Raw genomic sequence first — 24532 nt, 5'->3', positions numbered from 1 at the left:
TCGGGCGATCCGGCAGAGGGACGTTGTCCACAGGCTCTCTCGGCGTGGGCCGATGGCCAGTAATCTCGCGGCCATGGAGCAGAGGCATCTCGGCCGTACCGGCCTGCGCGTGTCCCGGATCGGGCTCGGCACCCTGACATGGGGGCGTGACACCGACGAGCATGACGCTGCCGACCAGTTGAAAGCGTTCTGGGAGGCGGGCGGCACGCTGGTCGACACGGCCGATGTGTACGGCGGCGGGGATGCCGAGTATCTGCTGGGGCAGCTCGTCGAGCGGCTCGTGCCGAGGCGCGATCTGGTCATCGCGACCAAGGCGGGCAGCGTGCCCGATCCGGACCGGCGCTTCGACGGCTCGCGCGGGCATCTCCTCGCAGCCCTGGACGCCTCGTTGGAGCGCCTCGGTACGGACTATGTGGATCTGTGGCAGGTCCACGCCTTCGATCCGGAAACCCCGCTGGAGGAGACGCTCCAGGCGCTGGACATCGCGGTGAGCAGCGGGCGTGCGCGCTATGCGGGCGTGTCGAACTTCTGTGGCTGGCAGCTGGCGAAGGCGGCGACCTGGCAGCTTGCGTCACCCGGGGTGCGCACGCGACTTGCGAGTACGCAGATGGAGTACTCCCTGCTGCAACGGGGCGTCGAGCGGGAGGTGCTGCCCGCGGCGCTGGACCTGGGGGTCGGTCTGCTGCCGTCGTCGCCGCTCGGCCGCGGGGTACTGACGGGGAAGTACCGGCATGCCACTCCGGCGGATTCGCGGGGCGCCTCGGAGCAGTTGGCGCCGTTCGTGGAGCCGTATCTCGACGAGGCGGCGAGCAGCATCGTGGACGCGGTGGCGACGGCGGCGGACGGGCTTGCGACGACGACGCTCCAGGTGGCGCTGGCGTGGGTGCGGGACCGGCCGGGAGTGGTGGCGCCGATCGTCGGCGCGCGCAATGCGCAGCAGCTCACGGCCGCGTTGTCAGTGGAGGCGCTTAGTCTTCCTGACGAGATCTGCCAGGCGCTCGACGATGTGTCGGCGCCCGTGCACCGATATCCCGACCAGGACTGGAGCACGCTGTGACCGAGCCGGACGCGCCCGAGGCCGCGGACGCCACTGAGGCTGCTGAAGCCACTGCGGCCGCGGACGCCATCGAGGCCCCGGACGCCGCCGCCGACGAGACCGCTGAGGCCGCCTCGCCCGAGGAAGACACGGCGGACACCGCCGACGGTGACGCCGGGAAGGCAGCCGAGCTGTCCGAGGCCGAGGCCGAGCTTGCCGCGCAGCGGGAGTTGAGGGCCAGGATCGAGCAGCGCAAGGCCGAGAAGGCGGCTCCCATCGAGGCCGGCACCAAGCTGAGCGGGACGGCCGCCGATCTGCTCGCTGCGGTACGGGCGGTGGAGAGCGGCGAGAAGTCGGGCACCGCTTTCTTCGACTCCCCAGCACCCGCGCCGAGGCGACCCGCCCCCGCGGCGGCCGAGCCGGTGCGGCCGCGGGTTCCCGAGCCCGCCGGGGCGCCCCGGGCGACCGCGCCGGAGACCGTCGACGGCGTGCGGTCCGTGCTTGTCGAGGGCGGTGCGCCCGAGGCGCTGGCGGGGCAGGTCGCGCAGGCGCTCGGGGAGCAGGCCGCGGAGATCCTGCGCGAGGATCCGTGGCGGCTGCTGTCGGTGCCCGGTGTGCGGCCGGAGCAGGCCGACGGTTTCGCCCGGGCGCTGCTCGGCGCCGAGTGCGGCCCGGGGGACGAGCGCCGCACGACGGCCCTGATCGGCTGGCAGTTGGAGCGCGCGGCGCTGCACGGTCACACCGCGCTCGAATCGTCGGCCGCCCGCGCTGCGCTGGCCGAGCGGTCGGTGCCGGATCCGGACGAGGCCTTGCAGCAGGCCATCGCGGAGGGCGCCGTACTGGTCTTCCAGGACGGCGTCGAGGAGATCGAGCAGGCCGGGGAGGAGTCGGAGTCCGAACAGCCCGCAGTGCCGGTGCTGTTGGGCCTCGACCGTTACGCACTCGCCGAGGAGAGCCTCGCGGACGGCCTGGCGCGGCTGGCGAAGACCGGCGCCGACGCCCGATGGGAGGCGGCGGAGCCGACCGAGCTGATCCGCGCGGTCGCGGTGAGCGGTCTGGTCGTACACACCGGAGGCGAGGCGGCGCGCGCCGAACCGGTCGCGCTGGCCGAGGCCGCCGCGGAGCTGGGGCTGCGCGCGGTGATCGCGGTCCACAGCGAGAACGGCAGCAGGCGGCTCGGCAACGACGCAGTCACGTTCGACGGGCTGATCTCGGGTTCTCAGGGACCGGGCAGGGACGCGGACGGGGCCTTCGCACTCGACCTCCTGGTGGTGCTGGACGCGCCGCAGCTCGATGTGGAGACCGCCGCGATGCTGGTCGAGTCGATGCCGGACGGGAGCCGTCTGGTGCTGAGCGGCGATCCCGGTGTGCTGTGGTCGGCGGGCGCGGGCCGGGTGTTCGCCGATGTGCTGGCGGCCGGGGTGTGCCCGCAGATCGCCTCGCGCACGCCGGATCCCGGCCCGATCGGGGAACTGGTCTCGGGCATCGGGATCGGCGAGCTGAACCAGGTGGAGGCGCCCGGCAAGGAGGTCGTCATCGTCCCGGTGCACGACGCGGGCGAGGCGGTCCACCGTACGGTCCAGCTCGTCGCCGACTCGGTGCCCCGGGCCATCGGGGTGCCGACCGAGCAGACCCAGGTCATCACCGTCGGGCACGGCGGCTCCGCGGGCACCCGCGCGCTCAACGCGGCCCTCAAGGAGCGGCTGAACCCCGGTCCCGGCCGGTTCGGCGGCTTCGACCCGGGCGACCGAGTGGCCTACGCCCCGGCGCTCGGCCGGACGCTTCCCGGCACCGTCCTCTCGGCGGACGCGGACGGCCTGCACCTGGACTGCGAGGGCACGCCCGTCGTCGTACCGAAGGAGCGGGTCGAGTCGGGCGTGCGCCACGGCTGGGCGCTCACCGCGCACCAGGCAGCCGGGATGCGCTGGCCCGCGGCGGTGGTCGTGCTGCCGGGCGACGCGGCGCAGGGGCTGAGCCGGCCGTGGGTCTACACCGCGTTCAGCCGTGGCGAGCGTCATCTGTCGGTGGTGCACGGCGTGGACCAGGCGCTGCCGCGTGCGGTGGCGGAGATCCCGTCCCAGGACCGTACGACCCGGCTGCGGCCGCTGCTCGAAGGTCTGCTCGCCCCGGAACCGAATCCGTAGGCGCATCCGGCGCCGAACCGCAGGCAGAAAGGCGCGAGGCCCCCGCCGCTGAGATGCGCCTGGGGCCCGCGTTGAAGATCAAACCGACCGGCCCCGGTCAGGACTCCGACTCGTCGAGGTCGTCCATCCCCTCGCCCAGCTCGTCCTCGTCGAAGACCGAGCTGACGTCGAAGCGGCACACGACCCGCTGCGGGTCCGCCTGATCGAAGGGCGTACTCAGCCACTCCCCGGGCTCCGGAAGATCGTCCGCGGCCGACACCCACAGCGTGGAGTCGCCCTCCTCCAGGCCGAACTCCTTGTGCCGGGAGCCGATTTCATCCGGTTCGTACTCCCCGAAGAGCACGCCGAGCGCCGCGTGCACGCTCGTGCCGACCACCGGCGCATCTTCCGAGCGGTCCTCCTCGGGGTCCAGATCGGCGATGCGTTGTGCCTGTGCGAGCAGCCGCTGTGGCTCGACCACCGCGTAGTCCCGGCGGATCAGCACACTGAGCGCGTTCGGCTCCTCGGGGCCCGCGTACGGCGGAAGCGAGTCGTCCGCGCCCGGGATCTCGAACGGCGTCACCTCGTCATAGCGGTCATAGAGGCGTTCGTCGTACGCCTCCGCCGCCGCGGCAAGGATGTTGAACGCGTCGTAAACGGCCGGGTCGTCCTCACCCGAGCGGTTCTCGACCGCCGCGAGGTGACGGTCCAGTGCGGCTTTGACCGCCTCGGCGGCGGCGCGTACCTCGGCAGCGGTGGGCTGCGCAGCATCAGACATAGTGCAGACGCTATCCGTACTGGGGCTCTGCCCGCACAATAGATGCGATGCCGGAATACGAATTTGTCGACGTGTACGTGCCGCGCGGGGTCTCCCGCAAGGAAGCGACCCGTCTGCTGACCGACCACGCCGAGTACGGACACTGGGAGTTGGACCGACTGAGTCTGCACCGGGACGGCAGCCGCAGGGTGCGGCTGCGCCGGCGCATCATCCGTCAGGTGCGCGCCACCTGGTGAGCGAGTGAGTGCAGCGGAGCGGGCCTCGCGACCGCGGGACCCGCTCCGTTTCATGCACCTTCGTACCGCTTTGTACCGCTATACCTCACGGCGACCGCGTGGTTACGCGGAGGCTCGGGCGCGACGGTAGAGCACCGTTCCCGCCAGCAGCAGACCCGCACCCGCCGGGGCCAGCAGGCCGAGCGCGCTGGATCCGGTCTGCGCGAGCTGGCCGGGGGTCTCGCCCTGGTCGACGTTCCGCGTGCCGGGGGCGTTCGGCACAGCCGGCGTGACCGGAGTGACCGGCTGCGGAGTGGTGGGCGTCACCGGCACACCCGGGACTGCCGGGGTGGTGGGCTCACCAGGGGTTGCCGGCTCCTCGGGGGTTCCCGGCTCCTGCGGGCTCCCCGGCTCGTTGGGGACGGAGGGCGGCGTGTTGGCATCGTCGCCACCGCCGTTGCCGCAGTCGTTGCCGAACGCCGGGTTGAGCACCGCTCCGGCATCGACCGTGTTCCCGCAGACGTTCACGGGGACATCGAGCGGGACCTGGACGGTGTTGCCCGAGGCGACGCCGGGCGAATTGCTGGACGCCCCCTCGGTGTGGGCTCCGCCGGTCGAGACGTCGTCGGACCCGCTGTCGCTCGCGCAGCCGTTGCCGAACGTGGGGTTCAGCAGCGCGATGACGTTGACCGTGTTCCCGCACACATTGACGGGCACGTGAACCGGGACCTGGACCGCATTCCCGGACGCAACGCCCGGAGAATTCGATGCGCTCCCGTACGCGCCGGCATCCGCCTGCGCATAACCGCCACCGAGGGCGAGTACCCCGCCCGCAGCCGCGACGGTGATCAGACCCTTGCGAGAGAGTTGTCGCATAGGTTGTTCCCTGCTTTCCGCTTCAGGAAGTCCCGGACGTCGTGCCCGGGGCTGGAATGCCCGACGGCCCCGGAGTGCATGGCACGCACTCCGGGACCGCCCGAGTTCAAACCCAGGCCCTGGTGGGCCGAGTCACAACGTCAGTCGTTGACGCAGGTGTTGCCGAAGGTGGGGTTCAGCAGCCCGATCACGGAGACCGCGTTGCCGCACAGGTTCACCGGCACGTGGACGGGTGCCTGCACGACGTTTCCGGAGAGCACGCCGGGGGAGTTCACGGCGGCACCCTGGGCACCCGCGTCGGCCATGGCCACACCCGCACCCGCGAGCACCAGACCGCCAGTGGCAGCCGCAGCAGCGACGACCTTCTTGATCATTATTCCTCCTTGTTGGCAATGCGATCCCAGCCGCGGACCGCATCACCTGTAACGAGGAGGAGGGGGGTGGGCTACGAGCCCCTGGCTCCTTTCACTCTTTTCAGTCAAGTGCGCACACATTGACGATTATTGGAGTTTCTTTTCAGCGGATTTCACCCGCAGCGACTCAGCACCCGTCCAGGAATCGGTCAAGCACCCGCACACCGAACTTCAGACCGTCGACAGGCACCCGCTCGTCGACCCCGTGGAACATTCCCGCGAAGTCCAGCTCCGGAGGCAGCTTGAGCGGCGCGAAGCCGAAGCAGCGGATGCCGAGATCGTCGAAGGACTTGGCGTCGGTGCCGCCGGAGAGCATGTACGGGACGGCACGGGCGATGGGGTCCTCGGCCTTGAGCGCGATCTGCATCGCGTCCACGAGGTCCCCGTCGAAGCTGGTCTCCAGCGCCTTGTCGCCGTGCACGTCCTCCCGCTTGACGCGCGGGCCGAGCAGCCGGTCGAGGTCGGCCAGGAACTCCTCCTCGTATCCCGGCAGGAAGCGCCCGTCGACATGTGCGGTCGCCTGCCCGGGGATGACGTTCACCTTGTAGCCCGCGCCCAGCATGGTGGGGGCGGCGGAGTTGCGCAGCGTCGCGCCGATCATCTTCGCGATGCCGCCGAGCTTGGCGAGCGTCGCGTCCATGTCCTCCGGGTCGAGCGGCGTGCCGAGCGCGTCGGAGAGCTCGTCCAGGAAGGACCGTACGGTCTTGGTCATCCTGACCGGCCACTTGTGCCGCCCGAGCCGGCCGACGGCCTCGCAGAGCTCGGTGATGGCGTTGTCGTTGTTGGTCATCGAGCCGTGCCCCGCGGTGCCCTCGACGGTGAGGCGCATCCAGTGCATGCCCTTCTGTGCCGTCTCGACGAGATAGAGCCGCAGATTCTCGTTCACGGTGAAGGAGAAGCCACCCACCTCGCCGACGGCCTCAGTGACTCCCTCGAAGAGGTCCGGGTGCTTGTCGACGAGATACCGCGCGCCGTACGTGCCGCCCGCCTCCTCGTCCGCGAGGAAGGCCAGCACCACGTCGCGCGGGGGCTTGCGGCCGCTGCGCAGCCTGTCCCGTACGACCGCGAGGGTCATCGCGTCCATGTCCTTCATGTCGACCGCGCCGCGGCCCCAGACGCAGTCGTCGGCGATCTCGCCGGAGAAGGGGTCGTGGGTCCAGTCGTGGGCGTTCGCCGGTACGACGTCGAGGTGACCGTGGATGAGCAGCGCGGGCCGCGACGGGTCTTCGCCCTCGATCCGGGCGACCGTGGAGGCGCGCCCCTTGTGTGACTCGATGATCCTGGGTTCGAGTCCGACCTCGGCGAGCTTCTCCGCGACGTACTCGGCCGCGCCACGCTCCCCCGGCCCCGAATGGTCGCCGTAGTTGCTGGTGTCGATGCGGATCAGCTCACGACAGAGGTCCACGACCTCGTCCTCGCCCGAGACGGTACGGGCCGTGTTCGACTCGCTCACGCTGATTCCTCCCACTGTCGCTGCTGGTGGTTCCTCCTCATCCTCCCGCGCGCGGGCCCGGACCCCAAGGCGGCAGTCCGCCGTCATGCGCCCTTCACAAGGACCGGCGCGTGATCGGGCACGTCCGAATGTTTGCTATGGTTTTCCACGTCGGAACGGCCCAGGGCCGCGAGACAGACACCTTGTCCGGGTGGCGGAATGGCAGACGCGCTAGCTTGAGGTGCTAGTGCCCTTTATCGGGCGTGGGGGTTCAAGTCCCCCCTCGGACACCACCAAGATCCCCACGGAATCCCGTGGGGATCTTCGCGTTCTGCCTGTTCGCGAGCCGGTGTGCCTACAGGGTGCGCATACAGTCATCTCGGTGAGACGCAGACACAAGGCCCCGCCCGCGCCGCTCCCCCAGCGCGACGGCATCGATCCGGTACGGCTGCGGCTGCCCGCCGATCCCGACGGCGCGTGGAAGACGGTGTACGGCCATCTCCTCGCCCGGTACGCCGATGCCATCGGGGCCGACAGGGTCGAGGCCCTCTTCCGGGAGGGACGCATCGTCTCCACGGACGGTCCGGTCGCCGCCGACGAGCCGTACACCGCCGGGCGCTATCTCTGGTTCCACCGCGAGTTCGCCCCCGAGGAGCGTGTGCCCTTCGAGGTCGGGATCGTCCACCGCGACGAGCGTCTGGTGATCGCCGACAAGCCGCACTTCCTGGCCACCACCCCGCGCGGCCGGCACATCACCGAGACGGCGCTCGCGCGGCTGCGGCGCGATCTCGGTCTGCCCGAGCTGCAGCCCGCGCACCGGCTCGACCGGCTGACCGCGGGGCTCGCGCTCTTCGTCGTACGGCCCGGGGACCGCGGCGCGTACCAGACGCTGTTCCGCGACCGGCGGGTGCGCAAGGAGTACGAGGCGATCGCGCCGTACGACCCGGCTGTCACCCTGCCCGTGACCGTACGCAGCAGGATCGTGAAGGAGCGCGGGGTGATGGCGGCGCGCGAGGAGCCCGGCGAGCCGAACAGCGAGAGCCGGGTCGAGCTGCTCGATCACCGGGGCGGGCTCGGCCGGTACCGGCTGCTGCCGGCCACCGGCCGCACCCATCAGCTGCGGGTCCATATGAACAGCCTCGGGCTGCCGCTCCTGAACGACCCGGTCTATCCGGTCGTCCAGGAGCCGGGGCCCGACGACTACTCCCGGCCGCTGCAACTCCTCGCGAAGGTGCTGGAGTTCACCGATCCGGTGACGGGAGAGCCGTACCGCTTCGAGAGCCGTCTGCGGCTGATGCAGTGGCCCGACCCCGCAGCAGAGCCGCCACGAGCCGGGCTTTAGGCGTCCTGGCGCTCCGCCGCGATGGCGCGCACCCGGCCGCGGACGACGAACCAGCCGCCGACCAGCGCCGCCGCGATCAGCGGCAGCAGCATCACGGTCGTACGGCCGACGCCGCCGCCCCACCACATCAGGAAGGCCACGCCCGCCAGGAAGAACAGCGTGACGATCTGGGTGTACGGGGCCCAGGGCAGCCGGTAGGACGGGCGGGTGACCCGGCCGTCCTGGGCGCGGTGCCAGAACAGCAGCGAGCAGAGCATGATCATGCCCCAGGTGCCGAGGATGCCGATCGAGGCCAGGTTCAGAACGATCTCGAAGGCCTCGTCGGGCACCTTGTAGTTGAGCGCGACGCCCAGCACACCGAAGCCCGCGGTCAGCAGGATGCCGCCATAGGGCACCTGCCCCTTGTTCATCCGGCCGGTGAACTTGGGCGCGGAGCCCGACAGCGCCATGGAGCGCAGGATGCGGCCCGTGGAGTACAGCCCGGAGTTCAGGCTGGACAGGGCGGCGGTCAGCACCACGAGGTTCATCACGTGGGCCGTGCCGGGGACACCGAGCTTTTCCGTGACGGTGACGAACGGGCTCTGGTCACCGGAGTACGCCGTGTACGGGAGCAGCAGCGCGAGCAGCACCACCGAGCCGACGTAGAAGAGGCCCACGCGCCACATGATCGAGTTGATCGCCTTGGGCATGATCTTCTCGGGGCTCTCGGTCTCCCCGGCCGCGACGCCGCACAGCTCGACGGAGGCGTACGCGAAGACGACGCCCTGGATGACCAGCAGCATCGGCAGCATGCCCGTGGGGAAGATGCCGCCGTTGTCGGTGACGGTGGAGAAGCCGGGGGTGTGGCCGTCGACCGGGTGCTGGGTGACCACCAGGAAGACGCCGACCAGCATGAAGGCGACGAGCGCGGCGACCTTGATGATCGCGAACCAGAACTCCATCTCGCCGAAGTACTTCACCGAGATGAGGTTGGCGGCGAGGACGACGGCGAGCGCGATCAGCGCGAGGACCCACTGCGGGACGCTGCTGAACATGGCCCAGAAGTGGGCGTAGGTGGCGGCCGCGGTGATGTCGGCGACCGCGGTGGTCGACCAGTTGAGGAAGTAGAGCCAGCCGGCCGCGAAGGCGCCCTTCTCGCCCATGAACTCACGGGCGTACGAGACGAAGGCACCGGAGGACGGGCGGTAGAGGACCAGCTCGCCGAGCGCGCGGACGACGAAGAAGGCGAAGACGCCGCAGACCGCGTAGGCGATGGCGAGGGAGGGGCCCGCACTCGCCATCCGGCCGCCCGCTCCGAGGAACAGGCCGGTGCCTATCGCTCCGCCGATCGCGATCATGTTGATGTGGCGGGACTTGAGGTCCTTGCTGTAGCCGGCGTCTCCTGCGTCGACGTGGGGGGTGCTCTTCGCCGGTGCCCCGGCGGCGAGCGTTTCGGCCGCAGTGGTGCGGTCACTCATGGAGGGGTTCGCCTTCGTGAGGGGATGTGGGCGGTCCCGGCCGTGGCCGGTGGGGGGCGTCACCGTGCCATGGCCCGACGGCACATATTCAGGGCAACCCTGGGATTTTGGCAGTGGCCAAGGTCACGCAGATATAGATCTGAGGTGTTTCAGAGGTTACGGCGCAGTAAAGCAAGGTCATCGAGAGACGCACCAGTCGGGCGTGACACCCCCGCCCAGGCCTTCAGGGCGCCAGTACGTCCAGCTCCGCGAGCGTCCCGACGGCGAACTGGCGGGTGATTTCTACTCGTCCCCGCGCCACAGCGGGTGCTCCCGCTTCGCCCAAGGGCGCTCGACCGACCCCGTACGCATGCCCCTGCGTGCCTCCGGGTCGGCGAGCGCCATGCCGATGTGTCCGGCCAGGACGATGCCGACGGCCAGCGACAGCCAGTCGTGCACGAACGTCGCGCTCGTACGCCACACCAGCGGCGTCAGATGCGTGAACCACATCAGCAGTCCGGTCGCCAGCATCACGAGCACCGCGCCCGCGATCCACGCCGCGTACACCTTCTGTCCGGCGTTGAACTTGCCCGCCGGACGCGACGAGGACCTGCGATCACGCCTCCGGGCAGCGCGCAGCCAGGTCCGATCGTGCGGCCCGAAACGGTTCAGCCTGCGCAGATCGGCCCTGAAGGCGGGCGAGGCGAGACCCAGCAGGAAGGGCACGGGCAGCAGGATCCCGGACCACTCGTGAACGGTGACCACCAGATAGCGGCGCCCCACGAGCTCGGCGATCTGCGGTACGTACAGGGCCGCGGCGGTCGCCACGCACAGCAGCATCAGCCCGGCGGTCGTACGGTGCACCCAGCGCTCGGCCCGGCTGAACCGCTTGACGCGGGCGGGCCGTTCAGACGGTGGGGGTGTCACTGCGGCCATTGGACCGGCCGACCCAGGCGTCGACGTCATAACCCCGCTCCTCCCAGTAGCCGGGCCGGACGCGGGAGGTGACGGTGATGCCGGAGAGCCATTTCGCGGACTTGTAGAAGTACATCGGCGCCACATACAGCCGGACCGGGCCGCCGTGCGAGTGGCTGACCGGCTTGTCCTGCATCTTCAGGCAGACCAGCACATCGTCCCGGCGGGCCTGAGGAAGGGTGAGGCTCTCGCTGTACGTGCCGTCGAAGCAGGTGAAACGGATGGCCCTTGCCTCGGGGCGTACACCCGCGGCGTCGAGCAGGAGGGACAGCTTCACTCCCTCGAAGGGGGTGTCGGGGACCCGCCAGCCGGTGACGCACTGGACGTCGCGCACGACCCGGGTCTGCGGCAGCTTGCGCAGCTCGTCGAGCGTGTACGTCGCGGGGCTGTCGACGAGGCCGTCGACCGTGAGGCGGTAGTTCTGCTCGCTCTTGTGCGGCACGGAGGAGGCGACCGAGTAGTAGCGGAAGCCGCCGCCGTTGGGCAGCAGTCCGGTCAGGCCCGTCGGGTCCTTGTCCGAGGCCGCGCCCAGAAAGGACTCGAGCCCTCGCTGGAGATACGGCGCGGCCACGATTCCGGCCCCGCCGAGCCCGATCATGCCGAGCACCAGGCGGCGGCCGACGGGGGCGCCCTCGGCGTCGGGGTGGTGTGTGGTCACGGTTCGATTCGAACACTCGGGGACGCGAGATGCCAGGGGATCCGGCCGCACGTCAGACTTCCGTCACACTCGGCGTGCCCGGCGCGACCGGCTGGTGCCCTGCGGGGCTTGTTCCCCACCCCGCCCTCCCCCAGACTCCGTCCGGGGGGACCCCCACCTCCCCGTATGCGACCTTCGGCCGCATGTCCTCAAACGCCGGACGGGCTGGAATTCACCCCACCGCCCGCGCCGCCGCCCGGCCCGCCGCGCGGCCCGAGAAGATGCAGCCGCCCAGGAACGTGCCCTCCAGCGAGCGGTAGCCGTGCACCCCGCCCCCGCCGAATCCCGCCGCCTCCCCCGCCGCGTACAGACCCGCCAGCGGCTCGCCGTCATCGTCGAGCACCCGCGAGGACAGGTCCGTCTCCAGGCCGCCGAGCGACTTGCGGGTGAGGATGTTCAGCCGGACGGCGATCAGCGGACCGGCCTTCGGGTCGAGGATGCGGTGCGGCGCCGCCGTGCGGATGAGCTTGTCGCCCAGGTACTTGCGGGCTCCGCGGATCGCAGTGACCTGGAGGTCCTTGGTGAACGGGTTCGTGATCTCCCGGTCCCGCGCGGTGATCTCGCGCCGCAGCTGCGCCTCGTCGATCAGCGGCTCCTTGGTGAGCGCGTTCATGCCGCGTACGAGCGCGGAGAGGTCCTTCTCGACGACGAAGTCGACGCCGTTGTCCATGAACGCCTTCACCGGCCCCGGCACATCCGCCGTCGCGCGCCGGATCACGTCGCGGATCGACTTCCCGGTCAGATCCGGGTTCTGCTCGGAGCCCGAGAGCGCGAACTCCTTGCCGATGATCTTCTGGTCGAGCACGAACCAGGTGTGGTCGTAGCCGGACTTCATGATGTGTTCGAGCGTGCCGAGCGTGTCGAAGCCGGGGAAGAGCGGGACGGGCAGCCGCTTGCCGCGCGCGTCGAGCCAGAGAGAGGAGGGTCCGGGCAGGATGCGGATTCCGTGCTTGGCCCAGATCGGGTTCCAGTTCTCGATGCCCTCGGTGTAGTGCCACATCCGGTCGCTGTTGATGTGGCTCGCGCCCGCGCGTTCCGCGATGCCGATCATCAGCCCGTCGACATGGGCGGGGACGCCGGAGAGCATCTTCTCGGGCGGGGTACCGAGCCGCTCGGGCCACTGTGCGCGAACGAGGTCGTGGTTGCCGCCGATGCCGCCGGAGGTGACGATCACCGCCTGCGCGCGGAACTCGAATGCCCCGGCGACCTCGCGGCTGCTCGCGGTGCCGCGCTCGGCGCCGGAGGGCTCGAGGACTTCGCCGCCGACCGTGTCGAGCGTGCCGCCGCTGCTGCTCAGCCCGGTGACCCGGTGACGGAACTTCAGCTGGACGAGTCCGCGGGCGACGCCTGCTCTGACCCGCCGCTCGAAGGGGGCGACGACTCCGGGGCCCGTGCCCCAGGTGATGTGGAAGCGGGGTACGGAGTTGCCGTGCCCGGTGGCGTCGTAGCCGCCGCGTTCGGCCCAGCCCACGACCGGGAAGAACCGCATCCCCTGGGCGTGCAGCCAGGCCCGCTTCTCACCGGACGCGAAGTCGACGTACGCCTCCGCCCATTGGCGCGGCCAGCGGTCCTCCTCGCGGTCGAAGCCCGCCGTGCCGAGCCAGTCCTGGAGCGCAAGCTCCCGGCTGTCCCTGATCCTCATCCGGCGCTGTTCGGGCGAGTCGACGAAGAAGAGTCCGCCGAAGGACCAGTGTGCCTGTCCGCCGATCGACTGTTCCGGCTCCTGGTCGAGCAGGATGACCTTTCGTCCGGCGTCGACGAGCTCCGCGGTGGCCACCAGGCCCGCCAGCCCTGCCCCGATCACGATCACATCAGCGTCGTACGCCATGGGTTCCATCCTTGTCGGGGGCCGGAGTGCGATGGCTCCGATCTTCGGTACGCGGCAGTAACTCGTCAACAGTTCGGCCGGTGCTTGGATGGGAACATGAATCCCGCTGACGAAATCCTGGACATCGTCGACGAGAACGACGAGGTCATCGGCCAGGCCCCGCGCGGCGAGGCGTACGCGCGCGGCATGCGCCACCGCGCGGTCTTCGTTCTGGCGAGGGACGCACAGGACCGGATCTTCGTTCACCGCCGGACGGCGACCAAGCTGGTCTTCCCGTCCCTCTACGACATGTTCGTGGGCGGTGTCGTCGGCGCGGGTGAGAGCTATGACGCGGCGGCGCTGCGCGAGGCCGAGGAGGAGCTGGGGGTCTCCGGACTCCCCGCGCCCGTGCCGCTGTTCAAGTTCCTCTACGAGCGCGGCGATCAGACCTGGTGGTCGGCCGTGTACGAGGTCCGCTGCGAGCTGCCGGTGAACCCGCAGCCCGAGGAGGTCGCCTGGCACGACTTCCTGCCCGAGCGGGAGTTGGAGGAACGGCTCGGGGAGTGGGAGTGGGTGCCGGACGGTCTCGCGGCGTACGAACGGCTGCGGGAGTCGGGCACGTAGGGTGCGACGCGTGAGCGATTTCGGACGGAGTCTGCGGCTGTGGTTCGCGCCCCAGCGGGTGAGCGAGGAGGGCGAGACTCCCGACTACCGGTTCTCGCTCGCCAATGAGCGGACCTTTCTCGCCTGGCTGCGGACGGCGCTGGCCCTGATCGGCGGCGGGTTCGCGGTCGATCAGTTTCTGCCGGACCTGACGCGGTGGCTGCGGACCGGGATGGCGCTCGGGCTGCTGGGCGCCGGGGTCTTGTGTGCGCTGCGGGCCGTGAATCACTGGGTGCGCTGCGAGCGGGCGATGCGGCGGGGCGAGGATCTGCCGGTCTCGCGTTTCCCGACGGTGCTGAGCCTGGTGGTCGCCGCTGTCGCGGTGGCGATGGTGGTGGTCGTGCTCTTCGGCTGGGAGGGCTGGCGTTGACGGCCGCGCCGGAGCGGGATCCGGGGCTGCAGCCGGAGCGGACGAGGCTGGCGTGGCGCAGGACCACGCTGGCGTTCACCGTGGCGGCCGTGCTCGCGGCCCGGCAGGTGGGGGGCGGCGATCTGAGCACGGCCGGGCTGGTGGCGGTGGCGTTCAGTGCGCTGGTGTGGCTGGCTTTCCTGCGGGTGGCTCACTGGCGGGTGCGTGCGCTGGGCGCAGGTCCGAGGCCGCAGGTGATGTCGGACCGGGCGGCGCTGGCCGCGGTGGCGTGCACCATCGCTCTGGCCGGGTTCGCGGTGGCGATGGTGGTCTGAGGTCAGGATTGCCAGGGCCTGTCGTTTCAGGCCGGATCAGTGAGCGGCCCGCCGAGGAGCGGCTGATGTCACTGTGGTGGGTGCGATCGCAGGCCGGAGGATGGGGGTCCCCCCGCCGAAGGCAGGGGGAGAGCCGACGCGGAGCGTCGGCGACTGACGCAACGCAGCGTGGGGGCACCTCCCGTGCCCGAAGGGCTACGGGGGAGTGCGTGCCAGGGCACGCGAACCCGGCAAGATCCGAACGACAGGCCCTAGTGACCTGAGTCGGAGATTTGCCGTTAGTCCGGCATGAGTCGCCCGGGTCCGAAGATCCCACCGTTGTCGGTAACTGATGCTCAGCGAGAGGTGCTTGAGGGGTGGGTGCGTCGTCGATCGACTGCGCAGGCGTTGGCCCAGCGGTCGCGGATCGTGCTGGAGTGCGCGGAGGGGCACTCGATTATGGAGGTGTCGCGCCGTCTGCGGATCGCTCCAGACACGGTCCGCACCTGGCGGCGGCGTTTTCTCGAGCGGGGCTTGGACGGCCTGTGTGACGAGCCGAGGCCGGGTGTCCCACGGACGATCACGGATGCCGACGTGGAACGGGTGATCGTCAAGACACTGGAGGAGAAGCCGGCCAACGCCACCCACTGGTCGACGCGGTCGATGGCTGCGGCGACCGGGATGTCGCAGTCGGCGATCTCGCGGATCTGGCGGGCGTTCGCGCTGGCCCCGCACCGCTCGCAGACCTTCAAGCTGTCCACCGACCCCCTGTTCATCGACAAGGTCCGCGATGTTGTCGGCCTCTACCTCGACCCGCCGGAGAAGGCCCTGGTCCTGTGTGTCGACGAGAAGTCGCAGATCCAGGCCCTGGACCGCTCGCAGCCGGTTCTGCCGATGATGCCGGGAGTGCCCGAGCGCCGCAGTCATGACTACATCCGGGCCGGTACCACCACCCTGTTCGCGGCCCTGGACACCGCAACCGGCAAGGTGATCGGCTCGCTCCACCGACGTCACCGGGCCGCCGAGTTCAAGAGGTTCCTGGTCAAGGTCGACAAGGAAGTCCCGGCGGACCTGGATGTGCATCTGATCCTGGACAACTACGCCACCCACAAAACTCCCGCGATCAAACAGTGGCTGGTGGCCCATCCCCGCTTCCACTTGCACTTCACACCCACCGGTTCGTCCTGGCTGAACCTGGTGGAACGGTGGTTCGCCGAGCTGACCGCCAAGAAACTCCGACGCGGCGTCCACCGCTCCGTCCAGGCCCTCGATCGCGACATCCGAGCCTGGCTCGCCGACTGGAACGACCACCCCCGACCGTTCGTCTGGACAAAAACCGCCGACGAGATCCTCGACAAAGTCGCCGCCTACTGCCAGAGAATCTCCGACTCAGGTCACTAGTGCTGGATTCCTCAAAGGAAGTACACATAGCGGCGGCGTAAACGCCTGGTGGGCGGTGCGGGTCTGCCCCAGATCCAGGGTCGGGCGCGGGCGTTGAGCTGGGCCGTGGCCACTTCGGTGGCGTGGGTGATGTGGTCGCGGTCGCCGAAGGAGCGTCCGGCCAGGGCGGTCTTGCGGAAGATGCGCCACCAGCCCTCTTGAAGGTTGAGCCAGCAGGCGCCGACTGGGATGAACACATGCCTGATGCGGGGATGTTCCTCGAGCCAGGTTCGGGTGGACACGCTGTTGTGGGAGGACAGATTGTCGGTGATCACGTAGATGTCCCCGACGGGGTTGGCGTCCTCGACCAACTGAAGGAACTGCTGGTAGAAGGCACTGTTACGGGAGGTGGCCGTCATCGTGACCTCGTGGCCGTCCCGGACGCGTAAGGCGCCGTAGACCCAGGTTTTCTCCGGTCCGCGGGAGTAGTCGAGCTCGTTTTTGATGCGGTGTCCGTCCGGCGACCAGCCCGGTGCCGGCGGGAAGGTGCGTGGGATCACCGGGCCGAGTTCGTCGGCGCAGACCACCGTCGCGCCGTCGGGAGGGCTGGTGTAGAGCTCGACGATCCGCGTCCTTTTCCCTCGAAGTCCACATCTCTCGAGCGGGTCCACGAGCGCGTGCGCCGCCAGCGCACCCCCTCGGCCAGCAGGATCCGACGTACCTGGGAGCGGCTGACCTCGATGCCCAGGTCCCGGGCCGTGGCGGCCAGCGCGTCCAAAGTCCACTCCGAGGGCCCCAACTCGTCCGCGGCCCACATCTCGTTCGACGGCTGCACCTCCAGCCGACCCGGCGGCGTCAGCCTGACCAGGCCGATGATCCTCGAGCGCTCGGCCTCGGTGATCCTTCGCTTGCGTCCCTGCCCGCCCAGATCCTCCAGTCCCTCCAGCCCGCAGCGGTTGAAGCGGTGCAGCCAGCGGCGCACCGTCTTCTGACCGCACCGCAGCTCGTCGGCTATCTGCGGGACCAGCCAGCCGCCCCAGCTCAGCTCCACCATCCGGCAGCGCTCCACCACAACCTTCGGCGCCTTTCTGGCCGACGCCAGGCGGTGGACCACCGCTTTCTCACCCTCGTCACGGCCCGGCCGTGCCCTCAGCACCACTACCCAGCACCCGCCCCCGAGCACCTGCAACTGCCCCGCTACCAGCAGCTATACCCACCGAAAGAGGAATCCAGCACTAGTAGGGCTTTGTTAGGTGTCTGGGCAGGTTGCGGATGCGGTGGTTCGCTGTGTGTATGAGGGCGGATGAACTCGCGTCGTGTCGTGATCGGTTGGAGGAGTTCGCCGGGGAGGTGTTCGCGCCGCTGGCGAGGGTGGACCAGCGGGTGAAGGGCGGGCTGTATTTGCGGGGTCTGCTGCTGGACGGGCGGCGGAAGTCGATGCAGCCGATGGCCGGGCGTCTGGGTGTTGATCACCAGCAGCTGCAGCAGTTCATGACGTCCTCGACCTGGCCGGTGGATACCGTCCGCGCGTGCCTGGCCCGGCGGGCGGTTGGGATGGTGCGTCCGCAGGTGTGGGTGGTGGACGACACCGGCTTTCCCAAGGACGGTGTGTCCTCGCCCGGTGTGGCCCGGCAGTACTCCGGCACCCTGGGCAAGGTCGGCAACTGCCAGATCGGCGTCAGCGTCCATGCCGCCTCCGACACCGCGTCGTGCCCCCTGTCCTGGCGGTTGTTCCTGCCCCGCAGCTGGGAGGGGCCCGAGGCGGCGGGACTGCGGGCGCGCTGCCGGATCCCCGAGGAGGAACATCACCGGCCGAAGTGGCAGCTCGCGCTGGAGATGCTCGACGAGCTCGCCGCCATCGGCTTACGTCCCGCGGTGCTGGTCGCGGACGCCGGCTACGGAGCGAACGCCGGCTTCCGCACCGCGCTGGAAGACCGGGGGCTGGCCTATGCACTGCAGGTCAAGGGCGAGCTGACCGCACACCCCGAGACGGCCGAACCCCATCAGCCGCCCTACAGCGGGCTCGGCCCCAGACCCCTGCCCCGCTACCGCACCCGGCCCCTCAGCTTGCGTGAACACGTCCTGACCGCAGGGCCCGACCGGGCCATGACCGTGATCTGGCGCAAAGGCTCGAAGGCAGCAATGGCCTCCCGTTTCGTGTTCCTCAGGGTCCGGCTCGCCGGGCGCCGCCCGAAACCAGCCCCCGACGGCGTCATCGGCCTCACCTGGCTGATCGCCCAATGGCCCGAAGGCGAGGACCAGCCGGTCAAGTACTGGATCTCCAACCTGCCCGCCGACATCCCCGCCCGTGATCTGGTCCGGCTCGCGAAGCTGCGGTGGCGCATCGAGCACGACTACCGGGAGCTGAAGACCACCCTTGGACTCGACCACTTCGAGGCCCGCTCGTTCACCGGCTGGCACCGGCACGTCACTCTCGTCACCGCTGCCCACCTGTTCCTGACCGAACAGCGGACCTGCCCAAAAGCCCTTGCCAGGGCCTGACCATCTACCAGGCCCTGAACCTGCTCCAACACCTCCTCGCCACCTGGACCGGCATCTGCCCCACCTGCCGACAACCCAGCCCATGGCAGCCCTACGACACCACCTAACAAAGCCCTACTAGTGCTGGATTCCTCTTTCGGTGGGTATAGCTGCTGGTAGCGGGGCAGTTGCAGGTGCTCGGGGGCGGGTGCTGGGTAGTGGTGCTGAGGGCACGGCCGGGCCGTGACGAGGGTGAGAAAGCGGTGGTCCACCGCCTGGCGTCGGCCAGAAAGGCGCCGAAGGTTGTGGTGGAGCGCTGCCGGATGGTGGAGCTGAGCTGGGGCGGCTGGCTGGTCCCGCAGATAGCCGACGAGCTGCGGTGCGGTCAGAAGACGGTGCGCCGCTGGCTGCACCGCTTCAACCGCTGCGGGCTGGAGGGACTGGAGGATCTGGGCGGGCAGGGACGCAAGCGAAGGATCACCGAGGCCGAGCGCTCGAGGATCATCGGCCTGGTCAGGCTGACGCCGCCGGGTCGGCTGGAGGTGCAGCCGTCGAACGAGATGTGGGCCGCGGACGAGTTGGGGCCCTCGGAGTGGACTTTGGACGCGCTGGCCGCCACGGCCCGGGACCTGGGCATCGAGGTCAGCCGCTCCCAGGTACGTCGGATCCTGCTGGCCGAGGGGGTGCGCTGGCGGCGCACGCGCTCGTGGACCCGCTCGAGAGATGTGGACTTCGAGGGAAAAGGACGCGGATCGTCGAGCTCTACACCAGCCCTCCCGACGGCGCGACGGTGGTCTGCGCCGACGAACTCGGCCCGGTGATCCCACGCACCTTCCCGCCGGCACCGGGCTGGTCGCCGGACGGACACCGCATCAAAAACGAGCTCGACTACTCCCGCGGACCGGAGAAAACCTGGGTCTACGGCGCCTTACGCGTCCGGGACGGCCACGAGGTCACGATGACGGCCACCTCCCGTAACAGTGCCTTCTACCAGCAGTTCCTTCAGTTGGTCGAGGACGCCAACCCCGTCGGGGACATCTACGTGATCACCGACAATCTGTCCTCCCACAACAGCGTGTCCACCCGAACCTGGCTCGAGGAACATCCCCGCATCAGGCATGTGTTCATCCCAGTCGGCGCCTGCTGGCTCAACCTTCAAGAGGGCTGGTGGCGCATCTTCCGCAAGACCGCCCTGGCCGGACGCTCCTTCGGCGACCGCGACCACATCACCCACGCCACCGAAGTGGCCACGGCCCAGCTCAACGCCCGCGCCCGACCCTGGATCTGGGGCAGACCCGCACCGCCCACCAGGCGTTTACGCCGCCGCTATGTGTACTTCCTTTGAGGAATCCAGCACTAGGTCTCCCAGTCGACGGTGACGACGATCTTTCCGCGGGTGCGGCCCTCGGCGTTCACGGCCTGCGCCTCGGCCGTCTGTTCCAGGGGGAAGGTCTGGTCCACATGGACGGAGATCACGCCCTGTTCGGCGAGTTCGCCGAGCGCCGCCAGCTCCGCAGCGTCGGGCCGCACCCAGCAGTAGCTGCCGCCTAGGCTCAGGACTTCGCGGTCCGCGATCGAGGCGAGCCGGCCCTCGGGCGCGAGTACCTCGGCGGCGGACTTGAGCGCGTCCCCGCCGATCGTGTCGAAGGCCGCGTCGACACCGTCGGGAGCCAGCGCGCGGACCCGGTCGGCGAGCCCGTCCCCGTACGTCACCGCCTCCGCGCCGAGCTCGCGCACATGGTCGTGGTTGCGTTCGCTGGCCGTGCCGATCACGCGTGCCCCCGCGTGCTTGGCGAGCTGCACGGCGAGTGACCCGACGCCGCCCGCGGCGGCGTGCACCAGGACCGTGTCCCCGCTGTTCACCTTGAGAGCACCGCGCAGCACCTGGTAGGCGGTGAGGCCGGCCAGCGGCAGGCCCGCGGCCTGCTCGAAGCTCAGGTTCAGGGGTTTGCGGGCGAGCGTGCGGACGGGGGCCGCAACGTATTCGGCGAAGGTGCCGCGGCTGACGAAGTCCTCGCGTACGTATCCCATCACCTCGTCGCCGACCGCGAACTCCGTGACGGCGATGCCCGGTTGGACCACCACGCCCGAGACGTCCCAGCCGGGGATCACCGGGAACACCGGTTCGAAGAGGGCGTCGATGTAGCCCTCGCGAGCCTTCCAGTCGACCGGGTTGACGGCCGCCGCACGCACCTTGACCAGGACGGAGTCCGGTCCGACCTTGGGCTCGGGAAGCTCCCCGTACTCAAGGACCTCGGGCCCGCCGTACCGGCTGTAGCTGATCGCCTTCATGATCCGACCCTCGGCCGGGGGCGGCACCCGCGCAAGCCGGGCTGGGGCACAGGGGTGCCGGCCCCGGTCTTCCCGGGTGCGGCACGTCGCCGGGACCCGGCCGAGCCGGGTCTTGAGGGCTAGCCTGAATCATGACAGAACGCCGCATATGAGATCAAAGGTGAGCTCTATGACCGTCCTCCACCATGAGCACCCCGCGCACGAGCACGTCCACGGTCCGGCCTGCGGACACGCCGAGGTCCTGCACGGCGACCATGTCGACTACGCCCACGACGGCCACCTCCACCGCTCCCACTCCGGCCACTGGGACGAGTGCGAGCCCGGCGAGCATGTCTCGCACAGCGGCCACGCGCACGAGCACGGCCCCGGCTGCGGACACCCGGCCGTGGAGCACGGTGACCATGTCGATTACGTCCACGACGGCCACCGGCACGCCGAGCACGAAGGGCACTGGGACGACCACTGAACGCACCCCCCGGCTTCCCCCGCGCCGGGGCCGGCTGGCAGGCTCCTGCTGACCGGTCCGGCCTCGACTCGGGGGAGTTCAGTTGTCCGTCAGCGATCCGTACACCGTCCAGCTCGCACCAGAGGTGCACGCCTACGTCCAGCCGGACGGCGGCTGGTGCCTGAACAACGCGGGGTTCATCAGCGACGGGGAGTCAACTCTCCTCATCGACACCGCCGCCACCGAGCGGCGCGCACGGGCGCTGCGTGAGGCGCTCGTCGCGACCGGGGTCCCGCTTCCGCGGACCCTCGTCAACACGCACCACCACGGCGACCACACCTACGGCAACGGGGTCTTCCTGCCCGAGGCCGTGGTGATCGGCCACGACTCCTGCCGCAGCGAGCAGCTGGCGGCCGGGCATCAGCTCCATCTCCTGTGGCCGGGCACCGACTTCGGCGACATCTCGATCATCGCCCCGACCGTGACGTACAACGACCGGCTCACGGTCCATGTCGGGGACATCGAGGTTCGGCTCATCCACCCCGGCGGCGTCGCGCACACCCCCGGGGACACGATCGTGCATCTGCCGCGGCAGCGGGTGGTCTTCACCGGGGACCTGATCTTCGAGGGCGGCACACCCTTCATCCCGATGGGCTCGCTGAGCGGGTCACTGCGGGCGCTGGACGTGCTGCGATCGCTGGACGCGACGACCGTGGTGCCGGGTCACGGCCCGATCACCGACCCGTCGGCGTACGAAGCGACAGAGCGCTATCTGCGCTACGTCTCCGAGCTGGCCGAGCAGGGGCGCGCCAAGGGGCTCACTCCGCTGGAGACCGCTCGCCAGGCCGATCTCGGGGTCTTCGCCGAGCTGAGGGAAGCCGAACGGCTGGTGGCAAATGTGCACCGGGCGTACGCGGAGCTGGACGGCCTGCCGGAGGACTCCCCGCTGGATCCGGTCGCCGTCTTCGGTGACATGGCGGCGATGAACGGCGGCGTTCCGGTGGCCTGCCACGCCTGACCCGGCGAAGGCTCTACCGCCGTTCTCCTCTATGACCACCCTGCAGGGATGTGGGTCTGGAGCCTGTGATCCAGACCCCGGTTCAGCGCGCGCACTGGACGACATACCGACTGGTCGGTCATCATGAGCGGGACCTGCCCTACCGCCCCCTCGGAGGTGCCACCGATGAGCTCAGTCCCCCCGCCAGGCCTCGATCCCGAGCAGTTGCGCGGCTATCTCGACCGCGAGCGTCCGGGTCTGGTGAGCGGACCGCTCGGTGTCCGGCTGATCCAGGGCGGCCGCTCCAACCTCACGTACTCCGTCACCGACGGCACCGGCCGCTGGGTCGTGCGGCGGCCCCCGCTCGGGCACGTACTGGCCACCGCGCACGACATGAAGCGCGAACACCGGGTGATCAGCGCGCTCCACCGGACCGCGGTACCGGTGCCCGAACCTGTGCTGCTGTGCGAGGACGAGTCGGTGATCGGATCGCCGTTCTACGTCATGGAGTTCGTGGACGGCACTCCGTACCGCACGGCCGAGGAACTGGCCCCGCTCGGGCCCGAGCGCACCAGGAACGCCGTCCTCGGCCTGGTCGACACGCTCGTCGAACTGCACGCCGTGGACCCCGAGTCGGTGGGTCTGTCGGACTTCGGCCGGCCCGAGGGCTTCCTCGACCGGCAGCTGCGCCGTTGGGGCAAGCAGCTCGACGCCTCTCGCAACCGCGAACTGGCCGGCATCGACGAGCTGCACGCCGCCCTCGGCCGCGCGCTGCCCGACTCCCCCGCGCCCGCCGTCATCCACGGCGACTACCGGCTGGACAACGTCCTGGTCGGCCCGGACGACCGGATCAAGGCGATCCTCGACTGGGAGATGTCGACGCTGGGCGATCCGCTGACCGACCTCGGGCTGCTGGTGATGTACAGCGTCAAGCTGGAGCTGCCCGAATCCCCCGTCAGCACCACCGCGGGCGCGGCGGGCCATCCGGAGGCGGCCGAGCTGATCGAGCGGTACGCCGCCCGCTCCGGGCGCGACACCTCCGCCATCTCCTGGTACACGGCCTTCGCCTGGTTCAAGCTCGCCGTGATCCTCGATGGCATCCACTACCGCTACACCCTCGGCCAGACCGTCGGCCCGGGCTTCGACCGGATCGGCGAGCTGGTGCCCCTCTTCATCGAGCACGGCCTCACCACCCTCCAGGAAGGCTGAGTACACATGGACTTCGCATTCGACGCGCGAACCGAGGAGCTGCGGGCCAAGCTGCTCGCCTTCATGGACGAGCACGTCTACCCGGCAGAGGCCATCGAGCACGAGCAGCGCGCCCAGCTGGCTTCGCCGTGGGACACCCCGGCGATCGTGGAGGAGCTCAAGGCCGAGGCACGCAAGCAGGGCCTGTGGAATCTCTTCCTCCCCGACGCGGAGCACGGGGCGGGCCTGACCAATCTGCAGTACGCGCCGCTCGCCGAGATCACCGGCCGCAGCCCGCACCTGGCGCCGACGGCGCTGAACTGCGCCGCTCCCGACACCGGGAACATGGAGGTGCTCGCGCAGTTCGCCACCGACGAGCAGAAGAAGCAGTGGCTGGAGCCGCTGCTCGCCGGGGAGATCCGGTCCGCCTTCGCTATGACCGAGCCCGAGGTCGCCTCCTCGGACGCGACGAACATCCAGACGCGGATCGACCGCGACGGCGACGACTACGTCATCAACGGCCGTAAGTGGTACATCTCCGGCGCGATGAACCCCGACTGCAAGATCTTCATCGTGATGGGCAAGACCGACCCGGACGGCGAGGACATCCGCCGCCAGCAGTCGATGATCCTGGTGCCGCGCGACGCCCCGGGCCTGGAGGTCCGGCGCGCCATGCAGGTGTACGGCTACGAGGACCACTCCCACGGCGGTCACGCCGAGGTGGTCTTCACCGATGTACGGGTACCCGCGTCGAACCTGATCGGCGAGGAGGGCGGTGGCTTCGCCATCGCCCAGGCACGGCTCGGCCCGGGCCGTATCCACCACTGCATGCGGCTGATCGGCATGGCCGAGCGGGCGATCGAGCTCATGTGCAGGCGGGCCGTGTCCCGTCAGGCCTTCGGCAAGGCGATCGCCCAGCAGGGCGTCGTGCAGAACTGGATCGCCGACGCCAGGGTCTCGGTCGAGCAGCTGCGGCTGCTCGTGCTGAAGACGGCCTGGCTGATGGACACGGTGGGCAACCGGGGGGCGCACACCGAGATCCAGGCGATCAAGATCGCGACGCCGCGGGCGGTCGTGGACATCCTCGACAAGGCGGTTCAGGTGCACGGCGCGGGCGGGGTGAGCCAGGACTTCCCACTGGCGGAGCTGTGGGCGGCGGCAAGGACGCTGAAGCTGGCGGACGGGCCGGACGAGGTGCACCAGCGGTCGCTGGCGCGGCGGGAGTTGAAGCGGTACGTGTAGGTGGGCGGGGGGGCGCCTGCGGCGGGCTGCTCCCCGACCCGCCCCTTCCCT

26 protein-coding genes and 1 tRNA gene are annotated in these 24532 nt (G+C 69.9%); 16 read left to right on the top strand and 11 right to left on the bottom strand.

Features of this window, described 5'->3' with window-relative positions; genetic code table 11:
* The first annotated feature begins 73 nt into the window (after nucleotides 1-73).
* Both OOK40_RS09390 and OOK40_RS09385 read left to right on the top strand, forming a co-directional pair.
* Nucleotides 74-1057, top strand: a complete 984-nt coding sequence (locus tag OOK40_RS09390; RefSeq protein ID WP_266478222.1) for an aldo/keto reductase — start codon at nucleotides 74-76, stop codon at nucleotides 1055-1057.
* Complete coding sequence (locus OOK40_RS09385; RefSeq protein ID WP_266478220.1) at nucleotides 1054-3180, top strand: ATP-dependent RecD-like DNA helicase; 2127 nt, start codon at nucleotides 1054-1056, stop codon at nucleotides 3178-3180. Before OOK40_RS09390 ends, OOK40_RS09385 begins: the two co-directional genes overlap by 4 nt.
* Nucleotides 3181-3277: 97 nt before the next feature.
* On the opposite strand, the gene OOK40_RS09380 is transcribed toward OOK40_RS09385, so the two are convergent.
* A complete protein-coding gene (locus OOK40_RS09380) occupies nucleotides 3278-3937 on the bottom strand; it encodes a hypothetical protein (RefSeq protein WP_266478218.1) in 660 nt (219 codons plus the stop codon).
* Nucleotides 3938-3984: 47 nt separating this feature from the next.
* Between OOK40_RS09380 and OOK40_RS09375 the strand changes: the two genes are divergently transcribed.
* Nucleotides 3985-4173: a DUF5703 family protein gene (locus tag OOK40_RS09375; protein ID WP_005319466.1), complete on the top strand. Its 189-nt coding sequence runs from the start codon at nucleotides 3985-3987 to the stop codon at nucleotides 4171-4173.
* A gap of 102 nt (nucleotides 4174-4275) precedes the next feature.
* Here OOK40_RS09375 and OOK40_RS35240 read toward each other — a convergent pair whose 3' ends face one another.
* The 3 genes from OOK40_RS35240 to OOK40_RS09355 all read right to left on the bottom strand — a co-directional run bounded on the left by OOK40_RS35240 (nucleotide 4276) and on the right by OOK40_RS09355 (nucleotide 6894).
* Nucleotides 4276-5028, bottom strand: a complete 753-nt coding sequence (locus OOK40_RS35240; protein WP_323136043.1) for a chaplin family protein — start codon at nucleotides 5026-5028, stop codon at nucleotides 4276-4278.
* 140 nt (nucleotides 5029-5168) lie between these two features.
* On the bottom strand, nucleotides 5169-5402 hold the full coding sequence (locus OOK40_RS09360; protein ID WP_266478203.1) for a chaplin: 234 nt from the start codon (nucleotides 5400-5402) through the stop codon (nucleotides 5169-5171).
* A 166-nt stretch (nucleotides 5403-5568) separates the two neighbouring features.
* Nucleotides 5569-6894 carry a M20/M25/M40 family metallo-hydrolase gene (locus OOK40_RS09355; protein ID WP_266478200.1) on the bottom strand — a complete coding sequence of 442 codons (1326 nt, stop codon included), beginning with the start codon at nucleotides 6892-6894 and terminating at the stop codon, nucleotides 5569-5571.
* A gap of 184 nt (nucleotides 6895-7078) precedes the next feature.
* Between OOK40_RS09355 and OOK40_RS09350 the strand changes: the two genes are divergently transcribed.
* Both OOK40_RS09350 and OOK40_RS09345 read left to right on the top strand, forming a co-directional pair.
* Nucleotides 7079-7166: transfer RNA gene (locus OOK40_RS09350), tRNA-Leu, on the top strand.
* Nucleotides 7167-7255: 89 nt separating this feature from the next.
* On the top strand, nucleotides 7256-8215 hold the full coding sequence (locus tag OOK40_RS09345; protein WP_266478198.1) for an RluA family pseudouridine synthase: 960 nt from the start codon (nucleotides 7256-7258) through the stop codon (nucleotides 8213-8215).
* Here OOK40_RS09345 and OOK40_RS09340 read toward each other — a convergent pair.
* The 4 genes from OOK40_RS09340 to OOK40_RS09325 form a co-directional block, all read right to left on the bottom strand.
* Nucleotides 8212-9672, bottom strand: a complete 1461-nt coding sequence (locus tag OOK40_RS09340) for an amino acid permease (protein ID WP_266478196.1) — start codon at nucleotides 9670-9672, stop codon at nucleotides 8212-8214. The two genes, OOK40_RS09345 and OOK40_RS09340, sit on opposite strands and share 4 nt — an antisense overlap.
* Before the next feature lie 282 nt (nucleotides 9673-9954).
* Nucleotides 9955-10587, bottom strand: a complete 633-nt coding sequence (locus OOK40_RS09335; protein ID WP_266478193.1) for a cytochrome b/b6 domain-containing protein — start codon at nucleotides 10585-10587, stop codon at nucleotides 9955-9957.
* Nucleotides 10559-11224: a molybdopterin-dependent oxidoreductase gene (locus OOK40_RS09330; protein WP_266479064.1), complete on the bottom strand. Its 666-nt coding sequence runs from the start codon at nucleotides 11222-11224 to the stop codon at nucleotides 10559-10561. The genes OOK40_RS09335 and OOK40_RS09330 overlap by 29 nt, the downstream gene beginning before the upstream one ends.
* Before the next feature lie 271 nt (nucleotides 11225-11495).
* Nucleotides 11496-13151, bottom strand: coding sequence for an FAD-binding dehydrogenase (locus tag OOK40_RS09325; RefSeq protein ID WP_266478191.1), 1656 nt, complete (start codon nucleotides 13149-13151; stop codon nucleotides 11496-11498).
* 96 nt (nucleotides 13152-13247) lie between these two features.
* On the opposite strand from OOK40_RS09325, the gene OOK40_RS09320 reads away from it, so the two are divergent.
* The 4 genes from OOK40_RS09320 (at nucleotide 13248) to OOK40_RS09305 (ending at nucleotide 15857) form a co-directional block, all read left to right on the top strand.
* Entirely contained in the window at nucleotides 13248-13754 is a 507-nt protein-coding gene (locus tag OOK40_RS09320) for an NUDIX hydrolase (protein WP_266478190.1), read from the top strand.
* Between the two features lie 10 nt (nucleotides 13755-13764).
* Nucleotides 13765-14163, top strand: a complete 399-nt coding sequence (locus OOK40_RS09315) for a YidH family protein (protein ID WP_266478189.1) — start codon at nucleotides 13765-13767, stop codon at nucleotides 14161-14163.
* Nucleotides 14160-14477 carry a DUF202 domain-containing protein gene (locus tag OOK40_RS09310; RefSeq protein ID WP_266478188.1) on the top strand — a complete coding sequence of 106 codons (318 nt, stop codon included), beginning with the start codon at nucleotides 14160-14162 and terminating at the stop codon, nucleotides 14475-14477. The genes OOK40_RS09315 and OOK40_RS09310 overlap by 4 nt, the downstream gene beginning before the upstream one ends.
* 288 nt (nucleotides 14478-14765) lie before the next feature.
* Nucleotides 14766-15857: an IS630 family transposase gene (locus tag OOK40_RS09305; protein WP_266478186.1), complete on the top strand. Its 1092-nt coding sequence runs from the start codon at nucleotides 14766-14768 to the stop codon at nucleotides 15855-15857.
* Nucleotides 15858-15868: 11 nt separating this feature from the next.
* On the opposite strand, the gene OOK40_RS09300 is transcribed toward OOK40_RS09305, so the two are convergent.
* Together OOK40_RS09300 and OOK40_RS09295 are read right to left on the bottom strand one after the other, a co-directional pair.
* On the bottom strand, nucleotides 15869-16423 hold the full coding sequence (locus OOK40_RS09300) for a transposase (protein ID WP_266478175.1): 555 nt from the start codon (nucleotides 16421-16423) through the stop codon (nucleotides 15869-15871).
* Entirely contained in the window at nucleotides 16393-16995 is a 603-nt protein-coding gene (locus OOK40_RS09295) for a helix-turn-helix domain-containing protein (protein ID WP_266478181.1), read from the bottom strand. Before OOK40_RS09295 ends, OOK40_RS09300 begins: the two co-directional genes overlap by 31 nt.
* A gap of 134 nt (nucleotides 16996-17129) precedes the next feature.
* Here OOK40_RS09295 and OOK40_RS09290 point away from each other — a divergent pair, with 134 nt between their 5' ends.
* From OOK40_RS09290 to OOK40_RS09280, 3 genes are all read left to right on the top strand, one after another.
* Nucleotides 17130-18338: an IS701 family transposase gene (locus OOK40_RS09290; protein ID WP_266478183.1), complete on the top strand. Its 1209-nt coding sequence runs from the start codon at nucleotides 17130-17132 to the stop codon at nucleotides 18336-18338.
* A gap of 197 nt (nucleotides 18339-18535) precedes the next feature.
* Nucleotides 18536-19138, top strand: coding sequence for a helix-turn-helix domain-containing protein (locus OOK40_RS09285; RefSeq protein ID WP_266478181.1), 603 nt, complete (start codon nucleotides 18536-18538; stop codon nucleotides 19136-19138).
* Nucleotides 19108-19662, top strand: coding sequence for a transposase (locus tag OOK40_RS09280; protein ID WP_266478175.1), 555 nt, complete (start codon nucleotides 19108-19110; stop codon nucleotides 19660-19662). The genes OOK40_RS09285 and OOK40_RS09280 overlap by 31 nt, the downstream gene beginning before the upstream one ends.
* 11 nt (nucleotides 19663-19673) lie before the next feature.
* Here the strand turns inward: OOK40_RS09280 and OOK40_RS09275 are convergent, their stop codons facing one another.
* A complete protein-coding gene (locus OOK40_RS09275; protein ID WP_266478172.1) occupies nucleotides 19674-20609 on the bottom strand; it encodes an NADP-dependent oxidoreductase in 936 nt (311 codons plus the stop codon).
* A 169-nt stretch (nucleotides 20610-20778) separates the two neighbouring features.
* Between OOK40_RS09275 and OOK40_RS09270 the strand changes: the two genes are divergently transcribed.
* The 4 genes from OOK40_RS09270 to OOK40_RS09255 all read left to right on the top strand — a co-directional run bounded on the left by OOK40_RS09270 (nucleotide 20779) and on the right by OOK40_RS09255 (nucleotide 24481).
* Nucleotides 20779-21075: a hypothetical protein gene (locus tag OOK40_RS09270; protein ID WP_266478170.1), complete on the top strand. Its 297-nt coding sequence runs from the start codon at nucleotides 20779-20781 to the stop codon at nucleotides 21073-21075.
* Between the two features lie 82 nt (nucleotides 21076-21157).
* Nucleotides 21158-22072: an MBL fold metallo-hydrolase gene (locus OOK40_RS09265; RefSeq protein WP_266478168.1), complete on the top strand. Its 915-nt coding sequence runs from the start codon at nucleotides 21158-21160 to the stop codon at nucleotides 22070-22072.
* A 165-nt stretch (nucleotides 22073-22237) separates the two neighbouring features.
* Nucleotides 22238-23260 carry a phosphotransferase family protein gene (locus OOK40_RS09260; RefSeq protein ID WP_266478166.1) on the top strand — a complete coding sequence of 341 codons (1023 nt, stop codon included), beginning with the start codon at nucleotides 22238-22240 and terminating at the stop codon, nucleotides 23258-23260.
* A 6-nt stretch (nucleotides 23261-23266) separates the two neighbouring features.
* On the top strand, nucleotides 23267-24481 hold the full coding sequence (locus OOK40_RS09255) for an acyl-CoA dehydrogenase family protein (protein ID WP_266478163.1): 1215 nt from the start codon (nucleotides 23267-23269) through the stop codon (nucleotides 24479-24481).
* Nucleotides 24482-24532: the final 51 nt, after the last annotated feature.

The organism is Streptomyces sp. NBC_01481 (assembly GCF_026339995.1).
In the GTDB taxonomy this organism is placed as follows: domain Bacteria; phylum Actinomycetota; class Actinomycetes; order Streptomycetales; family Streptomycetaceae; genus Streptomyces.
Note: the sequence above shows the minus strand (reverse complement) of the source record. Positions and strands in the feature narration are given on the sequence as shown.

Bases quoted from the DNA above. Each gene is read 5' to 3' on its own strand.
- OOK40_RS09360 (WP_266478203.1), bottom strand. From the start codon at position 5,402: ATGATCAAGAAGGTCGTCGCTGCTGCGGCTGCCACTGGCGGTCTGGTG.
- OOK40_RS09340 (WP_266478196.1), bottom strand. From the start codon at position 9,672: ATGAGTGACCGCACCACTGCGGCCGAAACGCTCGCCGCCGGGGCACCG.
- OOK40_RS09270 (WP_266478170.1), top strand. From the start codon at position 20,779: ATGACCGTCCTCCACCATGAGCACCCCGCGCACGAGCACGTCCACGGT.
- OOK40_RS09380 (WP_266478218.1), bottom strand. From the start codon at position 3,937: ATGTCTGATGCTGCGCAGCCCACCGCTGCCGAGGTACGCGCCGCCGCC.
- OOK40_RS09390 (WP_266478222.1), top strand. From the start codon at position 74: ATGGAGCAGAGGCATCTCGGCCGTACCGGCCTGCGCGTGTCCCGGATC.
- OOK40_RS35240 (WP_323136043.1), bottom strand. From the start codon at position 5,028: ATGCGACAACTCTCTCGCAAGGGTCTGATCACCGTCGCGGCTGCGGGC.
- OOK40_RS09305 (WP_266478186.1), top strand. From the start codon at position 14,766: ATGAGTCGCCCGGGTCCGAAGATCCCACCGTTGTCGGTAACTGATGCT.
- OOK40_RS09275 (WP_266478172.1), bottom strand. From the start codon at position 20,609: ATGAAGGCGATCAGCTACAGCCGGTACGGCGGGCCCGAGGTCCTTGAG.
- OOK40_RS09335 (WP_266478193.1), bottom strand. From the start codon at position 10,587: ATGGCCGCAGTGACACCCCCACCGTCTGAACGGCCCGCCCGCGTCAAG.
- OOK40_RS09320 (WP_266478190.1), top strand. From the start codon at position 13,248: ATGAATCCCGCTGACGAAATCCTGGACATCGTCGACGAGAACGACGAG.
- OOK40_RS09375 (WP_005319466.1), top strand. From the start codon at position 3,985: ATGCCGGAATACGAATTTGTCGACGTGTACGTGCCGCGCGGGGTCTCC.
- OOK40_RS09290 (WP_266478183.1), top strand. From the start codon at position 17,130: ATGAGGGCGGATGAACTCGCGTCGTGTCGTGATCGGTTGGAGGAGTTC.
- OOK40_RS09255 (WP_266478163.1), top strand. From the start codon at position 23,267: ATGGACTTCGCATTCGACGCGCGAACCGAGGAGCTGCGGGCCAAGCTG.
- OOK40_RS09325 (WP_266478191.1), bottom strand. From the start codon at position 13,151: ATGGCGTACGACGCTGATGTGATCGTGATCGGGGCAGGGCTGGCGGGC.
- OOK40_RS09330 (WP_266479064.1), bottom strand. From the start codon at position 11,224: ATGATCGGGCTCGGCGGGGCCGGAATCGTGGCCGCGCCGTATCTCCAG.
- OOK40_RS09260 (WP_266478166.1), top strand. From the start codon at position 22,238: ATGAGCTCAGTCCCCCCGCCAGGCCTCGATCCCGAGCAGTTGCGCGGC.